This window comes from Actinoplanes derwentensis (assembly GCF_900104725.1).
Classification (GTDB): domain Bacteria; phylum Actinomycetota; class Actinomycetes; order Mycobacteriales; family Micromonosporaceae; genus Actinoplanes; species Actinoplanes derwentensis.
Genome location: NZ_LT629758.1, coordinates 992477 through 1009063, shown reverse-complemented (window position 1 = coordinate 1009063; position 16587 = coordinate 992477). Strand labels below are relative to the sequence as shown.

The 16587-nt window shown below is 65.9% G+C and carries 11 protein-coding genes; 5 read left to right on the top strand and 6 right to left on the bottom strand.

The features are described from left to right. Positions 1–73: 73 nt before the first annotated feature. Positions 74–673, top strand: coding sequence for a hypothetical protein (locus BLU81_RS04465; protein WP_157751227.1), 600 nt, complete (start codon positions 74–76; stop codon positions 671–673). Positions 674–707: 34 nt separating this feature from the next. On the opposite strand, the gene BLU81_RS04460 is transcribed toward BLU81_RS04465, so the two are convergent. Genes BLU81_RS04460 through BLU81_RS04445 form a run of 4 tightly spaced genes read right to left on the bottom strand, consistent with a single transcriptional unit; the run spans position 708 to position 4686 of the window. After that, positions 708–1517, bottom strand: a complete 810-nt coding sequence (locus BLU81_RS04460) for a carbohydrate ABC transporter permease (RefSeq protein WP_197686117.1) — start codon at positions 1515–1517, stop codon at positions 708–710. Positions 1518–1526: 9 nt separating this feature from the next. Further along, a complete protein-coding gene (locus tag BLU81_RS04455) occupies positions 1527–2429 on the bottom strand; it encodes a carbohydrate ABC transporter permease (RefSeq protein WP_197686116.1) in 903 nt (300 codons plus the stop codon). Beyond that, complete coding sequence (locus BLU81_RS04450) at positions 2426–3715, bottom strand: ABC transporter substrate-binding protein (RefSeq protein WP_157751225.1); 1290 nt, start codon at positions 3713–3715, stop codon at positions 2426–2428. Before BLU81_RS04450 ends, BLU81_RS04455 begins: the two co-directional genes overlap by 4 nt. Further along, positions 3712–4686, bottom strand: coding sequence for a carbohydrate kinase family protein (locus BLU81_RS04445; RefSeq protein ID WP_092541858.1), 975 nt, complete (start codon positions 4684–4686; stop codon positions 3712–3714). Before BLU81_RS04445 ends, BLU81_RS04450 begins: the two co-directional genes overlap by 4 nt. A gap of 136 nt (positions 4687–4822) precedes the next feature. Between BLU81_RS04445 and BLU81_RS04440 the strand changes: the two genes are divergently transcribed. Genes BLU81_RS04440 through BLU81_RS04425 form a run of 4 tightly spaced genes read left to right on the top strand, consistent with a single transcriptional unit; the run spans position 4823 to position 12920 of the window. After that, positions 4823–5572: a DeoR/GlpR family DNA-binding transcription regulator gene (locus BLU81_RS04440; protein ID WP_092541856.1), complete on the top strand. Its 750-nt coding sequence runs from the start codon at positions 4823–4825 to the stop codon at positions 5570–5572. Then, entirely contained in the window at positions 5569–6909 is a 1341-nt protein-coding gene (locus tag BLU81_RS04435) for a 6-phospho-beta-glucosidase (protein ID WP_092541854.1), read from the top strand. Before BLU81_RS04440 ends, BLU81_RS04435 begins: the two co-directional genes overlap by 4 nt. Before the next feature lie 28 nt (positions 6910–6937). Beyond that, on the top strand, positions 6938–10027 hold the full coding sequence (locus tag BLU81_RS04430; protein ID WP_092541852.1) for an alpha-mannosidase: 3090 nt from the start codon (positions 6938–6940) through the stop codon (positions 10025–10027). Continuing rightward, the gene (locus BLU81_RS04425; RefSeq protein WP_092541850.1) at positions 10020–12920 is read left to right on the top strand and encodes a glycoside hydrolase family 2 TIM barrel-domain containing protein; all 2901 of its coding nucleotides are present in this window, start codon (positions 10020–10022) and stop codon (positions 12918–12920) included. The genes BLU81_RS04430 and BLU81_RS04425 overlap by 8 nt, the downstream gene beginning before the upstream one ends. Positions 12921–13045: 125 nt before the next feature. Here BLU81_RS04425 and BLU81_RS47580 read toward each other — a convergent pair whose 3' ends face one another. Both BLU81_RS47580 and BLU81_RS47575 read right to left on the bottom strand, forming a co-directional pair. Then, positions 13046–15415 (bottom strand): M48 family metallopeptidase, encoded by a 2370-nt coding sequence (locus BLU81_RS47580; protein WP_157751223.1) that lies wholly within the window; start codon positions 15413–15415, stop codon positions 13046–13048. Next, positions 15405–15860 carry a hypothetical protein gene (locus BLU81_RS47575; RefSeq protein WP_157751221.1) on the bottom strand — a complete coding sequence of 152 codons (456 nt, stop codon included), beginning with the start codon at positions 15858–15860 and terminating at the stop codon, positions 15405–15407. The genes BLU81_RS47580 and BLU81_RS47575 overlap by 11 nt, the downstream gene beginning before the upstream one ends. Positions 15861–16587 lie beyond the last annotated feature (727 nt).

Below are 16587 nucleotides of genomic sequence, written 5' to 3'. Positions count from 1 at the left end.
ATGGCGGCGATGCTGAATGGTGACCGGGCGAGCCGCGTGTGTCGTCGTCCCGGAGATCATGTCTGGAGCCCCGATGGCACCGAGCATCCCGAGAAAGACCTTCTACTGGACCATCGCCGGCGTCGTCGTGGCGATCATCGGCATCGTTCTGGCCACCCTGCTCCCCTCGCCGGGAGGACGGGACAGCACGCAGACCCAGTCGGGCAGTGGGAACCAGCAGGCCCAGAACGGCGGCATCAACGCGGGCCGGGACGTGAACATTCAGTCCCAGGAGTTCCAGCGGGAGGCCGCCGGGCTCAGCCGCGCCGAAGCGGAACGCGAGGCCGCGAAATACCAGGGCATCACCCCGCCAGCCGGTGTGCCCGCGCCGTTTCTCGTGCTGGCGCCGAGGCACCTCTGGGTCCGCTCGTCGGCCGCGGTCGACGGGTACCACATCGGCGCGGCGTTCGACCAGGTGATCGTGTGGGTCGACTGTTCGTCGGTCTCCGGCTTCGACCCCGATGTGTCGGACGAGGTCGAAGCGAAGTGGCTACGCGTCCGCTGGCCGACTGACCGGCGCAACGAGGACCTGTGGTCCTCGCAGCCGTCCGACAAGTACGTCGGCTGGATCTATGCGGGACTCGTCCTGCCCTCCGGCCACAACGGGCAGGTCCCCCCGTGCGTCACCAAATGACCTCCTCTCCGGTGCGAATGCTCCGGGCCGGGCGTCATTTGACGGCTCCCTTCACGGCGTCGCCGATGAAGTTGCGGGCGAAGAGGACGAACATCACGACCAGTGGGAGTACGCCGATCAGAGCGCCCGCCATCAGGACTGAGTAGTCCTGCTTCAGGCCTACGTTGAGCTGGGACAACGCCACCTGCAAGGTGACCTTGTTCGGGTCCAGCAGGATGATCAGGGGCCAGACGTAGTCGTTCCAGGCGGCGATGAACGTGAAGATGCCCAGGAAGGCCAGGCCGGGGCGGATCACGGGCAGGATGACGCTGCGGTAGATGCGGAAGAAGCCGGCGCCGTCCAGGTGGGCCGCTTCCAGCATCTCGTCGGGGACCGCGTTGCTGATGTACTGCCGCATCCAGAAGATGCCGAAGGCGTTGGCCGCGGCCGGGATGACCAGGGCTTTGAGGGTGCCGACCCAGCCGAGTTCCGCCATGATCACGAACTGCGGGATCAGGGCCAGCTGGGTGGGCACCATGAACATCAGCAGCAGCAGGCCGAACAGCACCTTGCGGCCGGGGAAGTCGTACTTGGCGAAGGCGAACGCCGCGAGCGAGTCGAAGAACAGCACCAGGACGGTGGTGCCGAGGGCGACCAGAACGGTGTTCACGATCGGCGCGATCAGGTCGACGCTCTGCAGCACCGTCTGGACGTTGTCGAACAGGTGCGGGCCGATCGTCAGTTTCGGCGGGTTGCGGAACACGTCCTGGGTGGTGTTCGTGGCCATGACCACGGTCCAGTAGAACGGGAACAGCGAGAGCAGCACCGCCACGCCCAGGCAGCCATGGAGCAGGATCTTGCGCACAGCGCCCCCTTAATCGGCCCGGCGCTGCACGAGGCGCCAGTTCAGGATGGTGAACACCATGACGATGAGGAACACGGCCCACGCGATGGCGGCGCCGTAGCCGTAGTCGTTCTGCCCGAACGCGGTGCGGTAGAAGTACAGCACCATGGTCAGGCCGGCCTGTCCGGGTCCGCCGGAGTTGGCGTTGACTGCGGAGTTGTTGCCGAACAGCACCTGCGGCTCGGTGAAACTCTGCATGCCGGTGATGGTGGAGACCACCACGGTGAACAGGATGATCGGCCGCAGCATCGGAATGGTGATCGAGAGGAACGCCCGGACCGGTCCGGCGCCGTCGATCTTCGCGGCCTCGTAGAGTTCGCTCGGGATCGACTGCATCCCGGCGAGGTAGATCAGGGCGTTGTAACCGGTCCACTGCCAGGTCATCAGCATCGCGATCACGACCTTGATGGCCCAGGGGTCGGTCAGCCACGGCACGCCGGACAGACCGAGTCCCTGCAGGGTGATGTTGACCAGGCCGGAGTTGTTGGCGAACAGCGCGCCGAAGACGATCGCCACCGCCACCACCGAGGTGATGTTCGGGATGAACAGGGCCACCCGGTAGAACCCGACCAGTCGTTTGGTGTTGTTCAGCAGCGCCGCGAGCACCAGGGCGAAGAAGAGCATCGGTACGGTGCTCAGGACCCAGATGACCAGGGTGTTGCGGACCGACAGCCAGAACGTGGCGTCCTCGATCAGGAACCGGAACTGGTCGAGTCCGACGTACTGCATCTCCCCGATGCCGTCCCAGCGGTGGAACGCCAGGTAGAGCGAGAACAGTGTCGGCCCGAGCAGGAATACCGTGAAGAGCAGGTAGAACGGGGAGATCGCCAGGTACTGCGGCCAGCTCGACCGCAGTGACCGGGCGCGATTCACTTGACTCCCTGCCGGGTGCCGATCTGCTTGGCTTCCTTCACCGCTTCGGCCCAGGCTTCGTCGGCGTTCTTGCCCTGTTCGACGTTGCCGAGCTGGTTGAAATAGGGGGCGGAGACGGCGGCGTCGGCGGCGGCCTCGTAGGCGATCGGGATCTTCTGCGCGGCGGGACCGAAGATGTCGATGGTCTTCTGGCCGCCGAAGAAGTCGTCGCCGCTGGTGAGGGCAGCCGAGGTGTAGGTGGCGGGGCTGGCCGGGAACAGCGACGAGTCGGTGAAGTTGTTAGCGGCGTTCTCCGGGCTGAGGATCCACTTGACGATGTCGAACGCGAGCTGCGGGTTCGCGGCCTGCTTGGTGATCGCCAGGAAGGAACCGCCGAAGTTGCCGGGGCCGCCGGGTGCGGAGGCGACCCGCCACTTGCCGGAGGTGTCGGCCGCGTTGTTGCGGATGTCGATACCGGCCCAGGCGGCGCCGATCACCGAGGGCAGTGTGCCCTTGGAGATGCCGGCCGTCCAGTCCGCCGAACCGTCCTCGGTCTTGCCGGAGACCCCGAGGGTGTGTGCGCGGACCGCCAGGTCCCAGGCCGCCCTCACGTGCGGCTGGTCGCCGATGAAGGTGTTGTTCTCGTCGATGAACCGTTTGGTGCCCTGCCCGATGACCAGGTTGAAGATGGCACCGGCGTTGATCACCATGAACGTGCCGGGGACCTTCGACTTGGCCGCTACCGCCGCGTCGTAGAAGGCGTCCCAGGTGCTCAGTCGCGCGCTGACCGCGGCCGGGTCGGTGGGCAGGCCGGCTTTGGCGAAGACGTCCTCGCGGTAGAACATGCCGGTCGGGCCGATGTCGATGGGGAAGCCGATGACCTTGCCGTCGGCGGTGGTGGCCTGTTTGACCTTCCACTCCAGATACTGCGACGACAGGTCCTTGAACCCGTACTCGTTCAGGTCGGCGAACATGTCGGCGTTGCCCCGGAAGTTCGCCATGTCCTCACCCTTGATGCCGGTGATGGCCGGGACGAACTGCCGCGACGACAGGGTGGTGGTGAGTTTCTGCTTGAAGTCACCGCCGACCTTGGTGGGTTCGAGGGTGGTCTGCCCGGCGAACTGGGTCTTGGCGGCTTCCACCACCTTGTCGCTGAGCCCGTCGCCCCAGTACCAGAGGGCGGTGGCGCCGGCGCCCGACAAACCGCTGGTCGCGGTGCTGGAGGTGCAGGCGGCGAGTCCGGGAACCGCCACGGCGGCGAGCCCGGCAGTGCCGTACCGGAGGAAATTACGTCGGGAAAGGGTCATGTCGATTCCTTCCGAACAGAGGGGGAGTCCAAAAAGCCGTACTCGTGTCGTAAAGAAGGTGGGGCGGTCTCCCGCCATTGCCGTAGTCGCGGCTGGTCGGGTGCCGAGTTGGCGCCGCCCAGGCCTTGGACGGACAGGGCGGCGCAGAGGTTCGCGAAGCGGAGCCGGTCGGCCAGGGACAGTCCGGCGAGGGTGGCGGCGATCATCCCGGCGCAGAAGACGTCGCCGGCGCCGGTCGGGTCGACCGCGGTGACCGGGAGCCCGGCGACCTCGGCGGTCTCCCCCGTGGAGGCGTCGATGGCGAGGGCCCCCCGGTCACCGCGGGTGACCACGGCGAGGGGAACGAGGTCGGCGATCCGGGCCAGGGCCGCCTGCGGTGTCGAGGTCCGGGTGTACGCCATCGCCTCGTGCTCGTTGGGCATGAAGGCATGACAGGCGCTCAGCTGGTCGAGCAGTTCCTCGGGCCAGCGGCCGTCGGGGTCCCAGCCGACGTCGGCGAAGACCAGCCCGCCGGCCGCGGAGACCGTGGTCAGCCACTGCGGCGGGTCCTGGCCGAGATGCACCATCGCGGCGCGGCAGGTGGGCGGCTCCCCGATCAGCTCGTTCAGGGTGATCGGTGCCGGTTTCTCGTGGGTGACGAGAGCGCGATCACCGCCGTACGCCAGGGCCGCGGTCACCGGCATCGGCCAGCCGGGGAACCGCCGTGAGCGGGACAGATCGATGTCCTCGCGGTCGCCGAGCGTACGCCAGCAGTAGTCGCCGTAGAAGTCGTCGCCGAAGGCGGCGGCCAGGCTGGTGCGCAGGCCGAGCCGGCGGAGCGCGACGGCCATGTTGGCGATGCCGCCCGGGCCGGTGTCGAAGCTGGTGGCCCAGGTTTCGGTGCCCAGCACGGGAGCCTGTGGGAGACCGCCGAACACGACGTCCACAAAGAGCAGTCCAGACAGGAAAACGTCGGTCTCCGGGGTCTCCACGACGACTCCTTTCGAGGGTCAGCCCGAGCTGATGTCTGCAAAGGTAAGCATGATCGTGGGACAGCTGATCGTTTTTAGCAATACTCAATCAAAAGTGAGCATGGATTTGATCGAATCTGCTGTGTAGGCTCACGGCATGCTTCAGCAGCAACGACACGACCTGATCTTGCGGGGCCTTCGCGACGGCCCGCTGTCAGTTGTCACGCTCTCCGACAGATTGGGTGTCAGCCCGGCCACGATCCGCCGTGACCTGCTGATACTCGACGGTCAGGGCCAGCTGCGCCGGGTGCACGGGGGCGCTGCCCTGGTGCCGGACTCCGATGACCCGTTCGCCGACGTGGCGGCCGTGCGCACCGCGGAGAAGCAAGCCGTCGCGCAGCGATGCGCACAGTTGATCAGAGACGGCGAGACCGTGCTGCTGGATGTCGGCACCACCACCCATCAGGTGGCGAAACTGCTGCACGGCCGGTCGCTGACCGTCATCACCAGCAGCCTGGCGGTGCAGGAGGAGCTGGCCGACGACCCCACCGTGCAACTGATCATGCTCGGTGGGGTGGTCCGGCGCGACTACCGCTGCCTCGTCGGCTTCCTCACCGAGGACAACCTGCGCCAGGTGCACGCCGACCGGCTCATCCTCGGCACCAGCGGCATCCAGCCCAACGGCCAGATCGTCGACACGACGGTGATCCAGGTGCCGATCAAACGGGCCATGATCGCCGCGAGCGACCAGGTGGTCCTGGTCGCCGACGCGGCGAAGTTTCCCGGTTCCGGTGTGGCGCGCATCTGCGGACCGGACGATCTGAACGTCGTGGTCACCAACCATGACGCCGACCCGACGACGTGTGCCGCCCTGCGTGAGGCCGGCGCGGAGGTGCTCACCACATGAAACTGACGATTCTCGGCGGCGGTGGTTTCCGGGTTCCGCTGGTCTACCGGGCTCTGCTCGCCGACCACGAACCGGGCCGGGTCACCCGGGTCACCCTGCACGACCTGGACGAACAGCGGCTGACCGCGATCCGCCGGGTCCTGGCCGAACAGGCCGAGGGGGTGCCCGACGCCCCGGTCGTCGACACCACCACCGATCTGGACGAGGCGATCCGCGAAGCCGACTTCGTCTTCTCCGCGATCCGGGTGCACGGCCTCGAAGGCCGGGTGATCGACGAACGGGTGGCGCTCGCCCAGGGTGTCCTCGGGCAGGAGACGGTCGGCGCCGGCGGGATCGCGTACGGGCTGCGGACCTTGCCTGTCGCTCTGCACATCGCCGAGCGGGTCGCCGTGCTGGCCCCGCAAGCATGGGTCATCAACTTCACCAACCCGGCCGGCATGGTCACCGAGGCGATGTCCCGGCACCTCGGTGACCGGGTGATCGGCATCTGCGATTCCCCCGCCGGGCTCGGTAAACGGGTGGCACGCGCGCTGGGCGTCGAGCCGCGCGAGGTCCGGCTGGACTACGCCGGCCTCAACCACCTCGGCTGGCTGCGGCGCGCCGTGGTCGACGGCGTGGACCGGCTGCCCGGCCTGCTCGCCGACGACACGCTGATCAACTCGCTGGAGGAGGGCAAACTCTTCGGCACCGACTGGATCCGCACTCTCGGCGCGATCCCGAACGAGTACCTGCACTACTACTACTTCGGGCGGGAGGGCGTGGCCGCCACCAAGGGCGCCGCCCAGACCCGGGGCTCGTTCCTGCTCGATCAGCAGCGGCGCTTCTACGCCACGGTGGCCGGCTGCGACACCCCCGCCCTGCCCGCCTGGCAGGCCACCCTGCTGGAACGCGAGACCACCTACATGGCGGAGAACCGGGACGCCGCCGGCGCCGGGGACCGCGATGAGGAGGACCTGGAGTCCGGCGGGTACGAGCAGATCGCTCTGGCCCTGATGCGTGCCATCGCGCTCGACCAGCGGGCGAACCTGATCCTCAACATCCGTAACCGCGGCACCCTGGCCGGTCTCGACGAGAACGCCGTGATCGAGGTGCCCTGCACGGTCGGTGCCGGTGGTCCCCGCCCGAACGCCGCCGACCCGCTGCCGGATCACGCGGCCGCGCTTGTCGCCAGCGTCAAAGCGGTCGAGCGCGCGGTCATCGAGGCGGCCGTCACCGGCAGCCGGCAGGCCGCTCTGCGCGCCTTCGCCGTGCACCCGCTGGTCGACTCGGTGGCCGTGGCCCGGCGCCTGCTCGACGAATACCAGAACCAGCTGCCGCAACTCGGCTACCTGAGCTGATCGCCCGGTCCAAGCGAGGAGAGAACACATGCATGACGACCGGACCCTGGTCGAACGACGTCTCGACCGGGTGCTCAAGGAGCGGGTGCTGCCGGCCGCGTACAGCGAGCGGATCCCGCTGCGGCTGTCCGCCTGGAACGTGCCGGACGAACCGGTCCCGGTGGCCGAGGCGCTGACCGCGACCTACGAGCCGTTCACCCTGGGCAGCCCGTGGGGGCGCCCCTGGTCCACGACCTGGTTCCGGGCCGAGGGCGAGATCCCGCAAGACTGGGCCGGGCGGCGGGTCGAGGCGGTCTTCGACCTGGGTTTCATCGGTGACTGGCCGGGCAACCAGGCCGAGGCGCTGGTGTACGACGCCGCCGGGGTCCCGATCAAGGCGGTCAACCCGCAGAACCAGTACGTCGTACCGCCCGCCGGTTCTTCTGCGGTCGACCTGCTGATCGAGGCCGCCGCCAACCCGGACATCCTGGCCGACGAGTTCAAGCCGACCCCGCTCGGCGACAAACTGACCGCCGGGGACAAGCCGCTGTACAAGTTCGCCGGCGCCGACCTGGCCGTGCTCGACGAAGAGGTCTGGCATCTGGGCCTGGACCTGAGCGTGCTGCGCGAGCTGATGCTCGAACTCGCCGTCACCGACCCCCGGCGGCACGAGATCCTGCGCGCGCTGGAGAAGGCCCTGGATCTGCTGGACGCCGACCCGGTCCCGGTGGCCGCCCCGGCCGCGCGGGCCGCGGTGGCCGCGGTGCTGGCCCGCCCGGCGCACGCCAGCGCGCACACCCTGTCGGCGATCGGGCACGCCCACATCGACAGCGCCTGGCTGTGGCCGTTGCGCGAGACGATCCGCAAGACGTCCCGCACGTTCTCCAACGTGACCGCGCTGGCGCAGGAGTACCCGGATTTCATCTTCGCCTGCTCACAGGCCCAGCAGTACGACTGGGTGAAGCAGCACTATCCGGCCGTCTACCAGCGGATCCGGGACGCGGTCACGGCCGGGCAGTGGATTCCGGTCGGCGGCCAGTGGGTGGAGGCCGACGGCAACCTGCCCGGTGGTGAGGCGCTGGCCCGTCAGCTCGTACACGGCAAGAGGTTCTTCCTCGACGAGTTCGGGGTGGAGACCAAGGGTGTGTGGCTGCCCGACTCGTTCGGCTACAACGGGGCATATCCGCAGTTGGCCCGGCTGGCCGGGATGGAGTGGTTCCTGACCCAGAAGCTGTCGTGGAACGAGTCGAACCCGCTGCCGCACCACACGTTCTGGTGGGAGGGCATCGACGGGACCCGGATCTTCACCCACTTCCCGCCGATCGACACCTACAACGCCGCGATGACCGGTGACGAACTCGCGCACGCGGTCCGCAATTTCGCCGACAAGGGCAAGGCCACCCGGTCGCTCGCGCCGTTCGGGCACGGTGACGGCGGTGGTGGTCCGACCCGCGAGATGATGGAACGCGCCCGCCGGTTCCGTGACATCGAAGGCGCGCCCCGAGTGGTCATCGAGCCGCCGGACCAGTTCTTCGCGCAGGCACAGGCCGAGTACCCGGATGCTCCGGTGTGGTCCGGTGAGCTGTACCTGGAACTGCACCGCGCCACGTATACGAGCCAGGCCCGGACCAAGGCCGGCAACCGGCGCAGCGAACATCTGCTGCGCGAGGCGGAGTTGTGGGCGGCGACCGCTACGGTGCGGGCCGGGGCGGATTATCCGTACGCGGAACTGGATCGGCTGTGGAAGACCGTGCTGCTGCACCAGTTCCACGACATCCTGCCGGGCAGCTCGATCGCCTGGGTGCACCGCGAGGCCGAGGCGACGTACGCCCGAGTGGCCGGCGAACTCGACGCCCTGATCGGGTCCGCGGCACGGGCTCTCGCCTCCGAAGAAGGCCTGGTGCTGCTCAACACCAGCCCGCGGCCGCGCCGTGAGGTCGCCGTCGTCACCGATGGACCGGTGCCGGAACAGGCACAACCGCTCGCCAGTGGTGGCTGGGCGGTCGCCGTCGACGTACCGGCTTCCGCCGCGGCAGCCCCCGTCGCGGGCCTGTTCGCGGACACTCCGGTGACCGCGGAACACGACAGCGACGGCATCGTGCTGGACAACGGCCTGGTCCGGATCGTGGTGGACGAGGCCGGACTGATCCGCTCGATCCGCGACCACGCCTCCGGACGAGAGGCCCTGGCACCCGGCGCCCCCGGCAACCTGCTGCAGATCCACCCGGACCGGCCGAGCCAGTGGGACGCGTGGGACGTCGAACGGCACTACGCCCACCAGTCGACCGACCTGATCGAGGCCGACGAGGTGACGCTGACCGAAAACGGTCCGCTGCTCGCCGCGATCCGGGTGGTCCGCACCCACGGCGAATCCACCATCACCCAGACGATCCGGCTCACCGCCGGCAGCCGCCGCGTCGACATCGTCACCGACGCCGACTGGCACGAGCGGGAGAAGTTCCTGAAAGCGGCCTTCCCCCTGGACGTGCACGCCGACCGGGTGGCCGCCGAGATCCAGTTCGGGCACGTCTTCCGTCCCACCCACACCAACACCGGCTGGGACGCGGCCCGGTTCGAGGTGAGCGGGCACCGGTGGATCCACGCCGGTGAACCCGGTTACGGCGTGGCACTGCTGACCGATTCGACCTACGGTCACGACTCGCGCCGGGAGACCAGGACCAAAGGCGGGACCACCACTACCGTACGACTGAGTCTGCTCCGCGCCCCGCGCAGCCCCGACCCGGACGCCGACCAGGGCCGGCACACTTTCACGTACGCCATCGTGCCGGGCGCCGACATCGCCGCCACGGTCGCCGAGGCCTACGCGCTGAACCTGCCGTTGCGGGCCGTGGGCGGTGGCGAAGCGGTCGCGCCGCTGGTGGAGACCAGTGGCGACGCGATCGTGGTGGAGTCCGTGAAGCTGGCCGACGACGGTTCCGGGGACGTGGTGGTGCGCCTGTACGAGTCGCTGGGCGCCCGCGCCACCGGCCGCCTTCGCCCCGGGTTCGCCCTGGCCGCAGCGGTCCGGACCGACCTGCTGGAACGTCCGGTCGACATCGAAGTCGAAACCGACGGCGACGAGATCATGCTCGGACTGCGCGCGTTCGAAGTGCAGACCCTGCGGCTGCGCCGTGGCTGACCGGGTCTGGGACACCCCGGAGGTCACCGGATGGCGTCGGGTGACCGCCCACGCCGTCCGGCACGACCTGGACGAACCGGACCGTCGCCTGCCATTGGACGGCACCTGGCGGTTCCAGCTGCTCGACAACCCTTCGTCACCCATCGGCGACGACTGGGCGAGCATTCTCGTGCCGGGCGCGTGGACCATGCAGGACGCCGGCGGCTCTGACCTGCCGCACTACACCAACGTGACGATGCCGTGGCCGGGCGCGCCGCTGCTGCTGCCGGAGCACAACCCGACTGGTGTCCACGAACGTGACTTCGACGTGCCGGCCGCATGGGCCGGCCGCCGGGTGGTGCTGCACGTCGGCGCGGCCGAGAGTGTGCTGTTCGCCCGGGTCAACGGCGTCGACGTGGGACTGGGCAAGGATTCGCACCTGGCCTCCGAGTTCGACATCACCGCGGCGGTACGGCCGGGCGAGGTCAACACGATCCGCCTGACCGTGGTCAAGTGGTCGGACGCGTCCGCGATCGAGGACCAGGACCAGTGGTGGCACGCCGGGCTGACCCGCTCGGTGTTCCTCTACAGCACCGCCTCCACCTACCTGGGTGACCTCCGGGTGGTCGCCGCCGCGAACGGCAGTCTCCAGGTCGACGTCCGGGTGCTCACCACCGGGCCGGTGCTGCCCGAGGGCTGGCGGGTCACCGCGACACTCGACGGCCGGCCGGTTCCCCTGGACACCGCGCACGAGCAGGAGCAGATCGACGTCGACCGGGTGTCCGACTGGTGGGCCGAGCCACGGTTCTCCACCGTCGTACCGGATGTGGTGCCGTGGTCGGACGAGACACCGTCGCTGTGGACGCTGACCGTCGTCCTGCACGACTGTGACGGTGCCGAGTCGGATCGTACGACGACGAGGGTGGGATTCAGGGATGTCGAGATCAGTGGGCGGGACCTGCTGGTCAACGGCGTCCGGGTGATGATCCGCGGCGTGAACCGGCACGACTTCGACCCGCGCACCGGGCGGACGGCCACCGCTTCGCAGATGCGGGCCGATCTGGTGCTGATGAAGCGGTACGGCTTCAACGCGGTCCGGACCTCGCACTACCCGAACGATCCGGTGCTGCTGGATCTCGCCGATGAGCTGGGGCTTTACGTCGTCGACGAGGCGAACATCGAGGCGCACGACCATGCCCACGAGATCGCCGACGATGTGCGTTACCTGCCCGCTTTCGTCGATCGGGTGGCCCGGATGGTGAGCCGGGACCGCAACCATCCCAGCGTGATCATCTGGTCGCTGGGTAACGAGAGCGATTACGGGGCCAACCATGACGCGGCGGCCGGGTGGCTGCGCCGCGCCGATCCGACCCGGCCCCTGCAGTACGAAGGGGCGATCAAGGACAACTGGACCGGCGGCCTTGCCGGGAGCGACATCGTCTGCCCGATGTATCCGTCCTTGGCGCAGATCGTCGAACACGCCCGCTCCGGCTCGCAGAACCGGCCGCTGATCATGTGCGAGTATTCGCACGCGATGGGCAACAGCAACGGCACCCTCGCCGAGCACTGGGCTGCCATCGAGACCACTCCTGGGCTGCAGGGCGGTTTCATCTGGGAGTTCTGGGACCACGGGATTCTGCAGCGGCTCTCCGACGGGCGCCCGGCCGGTCCCGCCAGCGCTTCGTTCTGGCGGGACGGCGCTGTCGAATCCGGCTACCGGTGGGCGTACGGCGGCGACTTCGGCGACACCCCGAACGACGGCACGTTCTGCGCCGACGGCTTGGTCTTCCCGGACCGCACCCCGAAGCCGGCGATGGACGAACACCGCGAGCTGGCGTCCCCGATCCGGCTGTCCGACGCCGGTGACGGCCAGGTCCGGATCGTCAACCGCGGCAGTTTCCGCAGCTTGGGGTGGCTTCGCGCGGTCTGGGAGCTGGACGGTCAGCGGGTGCCGATGACGCTGCCGGACCTCGGCCCCGGCCAGGAGGCGGTGGTGCCGATTCCCTCCGGCGTCGGTGGCCCCGGCGTCGAACAGTGGCTGACCCTGTGCGTGGCCGTCGGGCGAGACCAGCCGTGGGCACCCGTCGGCACCGAGATCGCCAGTCCGCAGATCCAGTTGCGGCCGGCGCTGCCGGCCCCGGCGCGAACAGGTGGCACACCCGCTGAGGTCGACGACGACGGTCTGCTGGTCCATCCCGCGTTCGCCGTCGCTCCCCGGCTCAGTCTCTGGCGGGCCCCGACCGATAACGATCGGATCGGCGGACAGGCTGAGCGTTGGCGTCGACTCGGATTGCCCGATCCGGAGCGCCGGGTGATCGCGATCCGGCGAGAATCGGATCGCACTGTCGTCGATGCCGTGTACGAGACTTCGATGGGCCCGGTGTCACATAGGCAAACCACCCACCTTTTCGGGAATATCGTATTTGTGAGCGAGGAAGTGACACTGCCCGACGGGCTCGACGACGTGCCCCGAGTCGGAACGGTCCTGCAACTCACGGCTGGATTCGATGAGATGTCCTGGTTCGGCCACGGGCCTCGCGACACCTACCCCGACCGGCATGTCGGCGGCCCGGTGGGCGAATACCGGGTACGGATCGACGATGCGTTCACCCCGTACCTGCGCCCACAGGAGAGCGGCGGCCGCCATGGAGTCCGCCGGCTACGCATGACCGGCCCGGACACTCCATCTGTGGAGCTGACCATGGATCAGCCACGGCAGACAAGCGTCACCCGGTTCACCGCCGCGGATCTCGATCAGGCGACCCACCACGACGAACTGACGCCTCGACCAGAGTCGGTGGTGCACTTGGACGCAGCACATCGCGGCCTCGGAACCGCCTCCTGCGGCCCGGACACGCTCCCCGAATACCTGGTGAACGCGGGAACCTACCGCTGGGAATGGACCCTGAGCTGAGTACCGGCCTTGAGGCGTGGCGGCACGGCGTACGCTCAGCAGCCGTTTGCCCTGTTCAGCGCCGCTGCCGAGGATCTCCAAACCGCTATGCGCGCCCGTGAGCGTCCATGCCGCACATGCAGCCCTCAGGTGACCGCGAACCAGGTCAACCAAGCAACGACGGGTATAACAAAGGCTGCCAGCGCGGGAGCCTTCGATGCTGCTGCTCGCCGGCTCTCGATGAGTGCTTTCGGGAGCGCGAGAGCACCGAAGCCGCATCCGAAAATGCCGAGGAACACCACAACTCCGGTCCACCAGTAGTATCGCTTCACGCTCTTTGCGCTGACGAAGGGAAACCGTGCCAGACTCCTTTTTGAAGTTCGGATGTACGCCGATGCGGCAGCGCCGAAGATAAGCCCGAGCGCTACCGGGAGCAACGCCCAGTACAGCAGCCAGAATTCGTCCTCAAACAGAGAATAGATCGAAATCGCCAGCGCCACCAGGAAACACATCAGTGACAGTTGGATCACGCTATCGGCACGGCGCCGCGTTTCCAGAAATCGTAGTCCCACAGGCGTCTCGGGCGGCGCGACGCCGAGCGAACCTTCGGTAACGATGGGATATCTATCCGCGGTCACACGCAGCAGCTTCAGAGCTTCCTTATGCCACTCATGACCTGCTTTGGTGGCCGAACGCGAGGGAGATGGTGTCCACCATCCGAGAAACATCACATCGACCACACCCAGCCGGAAACCGTTCCGCAGCTGGATATCGAAACCCGTTCCTCCGGATTTTGCATCCTCCATGTGCCAGATGCCCGAAAGGTGGATGTCAAAGAATCGTTCCGAGTTCTCTCCCTCCAATATTTTATGCCATCGCCGGTTCAGTCGATTGATCAGAAGATCAGACAAAGGGACTTGCCACGGCCTGGGCCAGAAGACGATCCTGTCATCCAGATGAAAAAGATCGTATGAACAGTTGTTCAACCTAACCGTCATTGCATTCTGTTTCACCGTGACCTTCCTCCAGTCACGGAAATCGTTGTTCACAGGCGAACTCAGGGCGACAGAGTCATCTAACCCGTATGAATCAAGAAGACGCATCAGGTCAGACTGGCTGACAATTTTTCCCTCTGCCAGGAGCAACATAACCCTCTCGGGCGAATCCTCAACCGCATCGAACCAGTCGTCAATAAGATCAGCGCGCAGTGAGTCCCTCAGCGTCAAGTATACGGCCGCTGCCAACTGACGCGACAGAGGCTTCATGGCGACTACTGAGGATTGCGGTCTTCGAGCTGCCTCTGCTAAATTCCTGAAGAATTGCTCATCAGCCAGGACGCTTTTCAAATGACCCAGAAGCAGCTGCTGATTTGGGAAAAACGACCGCATTGCAATTATGGCAGGCTGAGCCAGCCGGGCCGCCTCCGCGATTCGCGCGTCGCGGGCGATGCTGAACATATCGACTCGGTTTACACCGGCGGCGGCGGGCGTGAAGAGACGATCTCCTTCGGAGCTCTGCAGAAACCGCCAGAAAAGATGCCATGCCGGCCTGTCATCCACGTCGTGGGGTGAATAGTAGTTCTGGCTAGCCAGAACCCGGAGAGCCGTTACCCGCTCCTCGTTCGACGGGTGCGAACCACTCGTGCTCTTTCCTCGAGGACCAGCCCCGGACGTGGGTGGCCATCGGCTGGAGACCTGCCAGTAGTAACGCGTGAAACAACTGAAGACGCCCGTCGCGGGCGTGCGGCGTTGCGGCTCATCACCAAGATAGCGCTCGGTGAAATCTTTCCAGGAGCGGTCTGCCCGGATCGCAATCTCCAACGCCTCGACTGCCACCGCGAGTGGCACTACGACGAGAGTTGCCTGGTCGGCGAGTATCTCTCGGCCACGAAGCCTCTCGCTGAGTAAACGGAGCTGGAATTTCTCGACGAATTTAAGCATCGAGTACGGGGCCGCAGCATTCAGATTGCTAATAAGTATATCGGTCCAGTAGGAAACGAACCGATGAGCCGAAGTCACCGATGGGTCATTATTCTGAAAATGCCCCAACTCGTGTGCGACAATAGATTTTAAATGCGCCACAGACATGGTGGCCAGAAGAGGTACACCGATACGTAGTTCGAGTTGGCCAGAATTTCGAAAAATTGCTCTGCGGCGAAATCCTGCGGATGCATTTGCCCTATCGGTCAACAGGATACGATCGGGATACGGATGACCGGTCGAGTAAGCGACACTCCTAACCAACTCCACTATCTCGGGAGCTTGGCTTGTTATGTCAATTTCTTCACCTGTCGCCCCAGGCAACTCACCCGCAGCACGAATCAGGGAAATAAAAGTCGCCAACAACAGAGGCACCACAAAGGTGATTAGATAGGTCAGGCCTACGGTTAATCCGCTTTTCAAGGCAACGACAGTAAAAATCACTGACCCTGTTATCAATATTAACAGTGCGATCGGGACACCGGTAATCAACAGCAGTGACGAGCGGTTCTGGCGCCTGATCTCCTCAGTCTCCATTGCGCGCCTCTATCGATACCCTTACTGCCCCTTCACGAGTTTCCGCACCCGGTTCGATCACGACGACGTACGAAGCTCCTGAATTCATATAGAGGTGAACGGAGAAGCCGCCTTCCTGAACCCACTCGAGTCGCCTTTCAATGACTTCTGGAGCACCAATTTCTGGCCACTTTATCCGCTCCCTGACAGTCGCCTCTGCAATCTCCATTGCAACTTGCTCGGTCGGCTCCGTCTTGGGCTTCCGGCGAAATAGGGAACTCTTCTGCCCGACACTTTTCAACCAGTCGTACGCGGCATTGCCGATGCTTCCACTCAACGCTGCCGTTGTTATCCAAACCAAAACCTGCTCGGCGTGCGTTAAAGCCTCCAGATCTATGAAGTCAGAGTCAGGGGTTTGCCTTCCACCGACTCTTGAGGGGTCAAAATGACCGGAAGTGCCGGACATGGGCAACAGCTTCCTTTCAAGCCAGACAAGAGAGTGCGCAGATGGGCCGATTCTATTTGCGACCGCTCCCCTGAGGCCGCCGGGTAATTGAGGCGTTGGCTCACGAGAAAAATGGAGGAGCGTTCAAAAACTCCGCCTTCCGAGCCGGAGCCGAACCACCGAAAGTTGGAGCAACTATATCGGTTAGATTTTTGACACCGAAAGACACTGTCGCACAGTTGACATAGTCATCGGTTGATTCATGTGCGGCGTTCCGTATCCGTACAGCAGGCCAGAGGGGTATCCAGGGCTGTTGCGTAGTCGGTTGAGAGGTTCGTTAGCTGGGATTTTGTGTGGTCCCGCGATCGGGATGGGTCCATGTAGGACGGGTGCGACCCGTTGGTGATCATGGTGTTTGCGAAGACAACCGTGACCGAGAACAGGACCGCACCCGCTGATGTCAGCATCACTGACCGAGATCGTGCTGCCGCAGTGACACCCGGGTATGCCGTGTCCAGCTGAGGTCACCGATGGTGATCGCCGGAGCCTGTTCGTCGAGTTGGCGGTCACGGCCGTAAGGAGACCCCGCACGGTCAAGGCACTCACCGTCACGACCCCGGGCCCACGCTTCTGCCTCAGCAACGCGTACCGCGAGTGAAGGATCTGTTTGCTGATCATCGCGTATTGCGACAGGGCGCCGCTACTGGCGTAGCAGTCCCGCAGGAAATCGGTGCGGACTTCTTCGAGT

Excerpts from the sequence above, each read along its gene's own strand:
- BLU81_RS04465 (WP_157751227.1), top strand. The coding sequence starts at position 74 with ATGGCACCGAGCATCCCGAGAAAGACCTTCTACTGGACCATCGCCGGC.
- BLU81_RS04450 (WP_157751225.1), bottom strand. The coding sequence starts at position 3,715 with ATGACCCTTTCCCGACGTAATTTCCTCCGGTACGGCACTGCCGGGCTC.
- BLU81_RS04440 (WP_092541856.1), top strand. The coding sequence starts at position 4,823 with ATGCTTCAGCAGCAACGACACGACCTGATCTTGCGGGGCCTTCGCGAC.
- BLU81_RS04435 (WP_092541854.1), top strand. The coding sequence starts at position 5,569 with ATGAAACTGACGATTCTCGGCGGCGGTGGTTTCCGGGTTCCGCTGGTC.
- BLU81_RS04430 (WP_092541852.1), top strand. The coding sequence starts at position 6,938 with ATGCATGACGACCGGACCCTGGTCGAACGACGTCTCGACCGGGTGCTC.
- BLU81_RS47580 (WP_157751223.1), bottom strand. The coding sequence starts at position 15,415 with ATGGAGACTGAGGAGATCAGGCGCCAGAACCGCTCGTCACTGCTGTTG.
- BLU81_RS47575 (WP_157751221.1), bottom strand. The coding sequence starts at position 15,860 with ATGTCCGGCACTTCCGGTCATTTTGACCCCTCAAGAGTCGGTGGAAGG.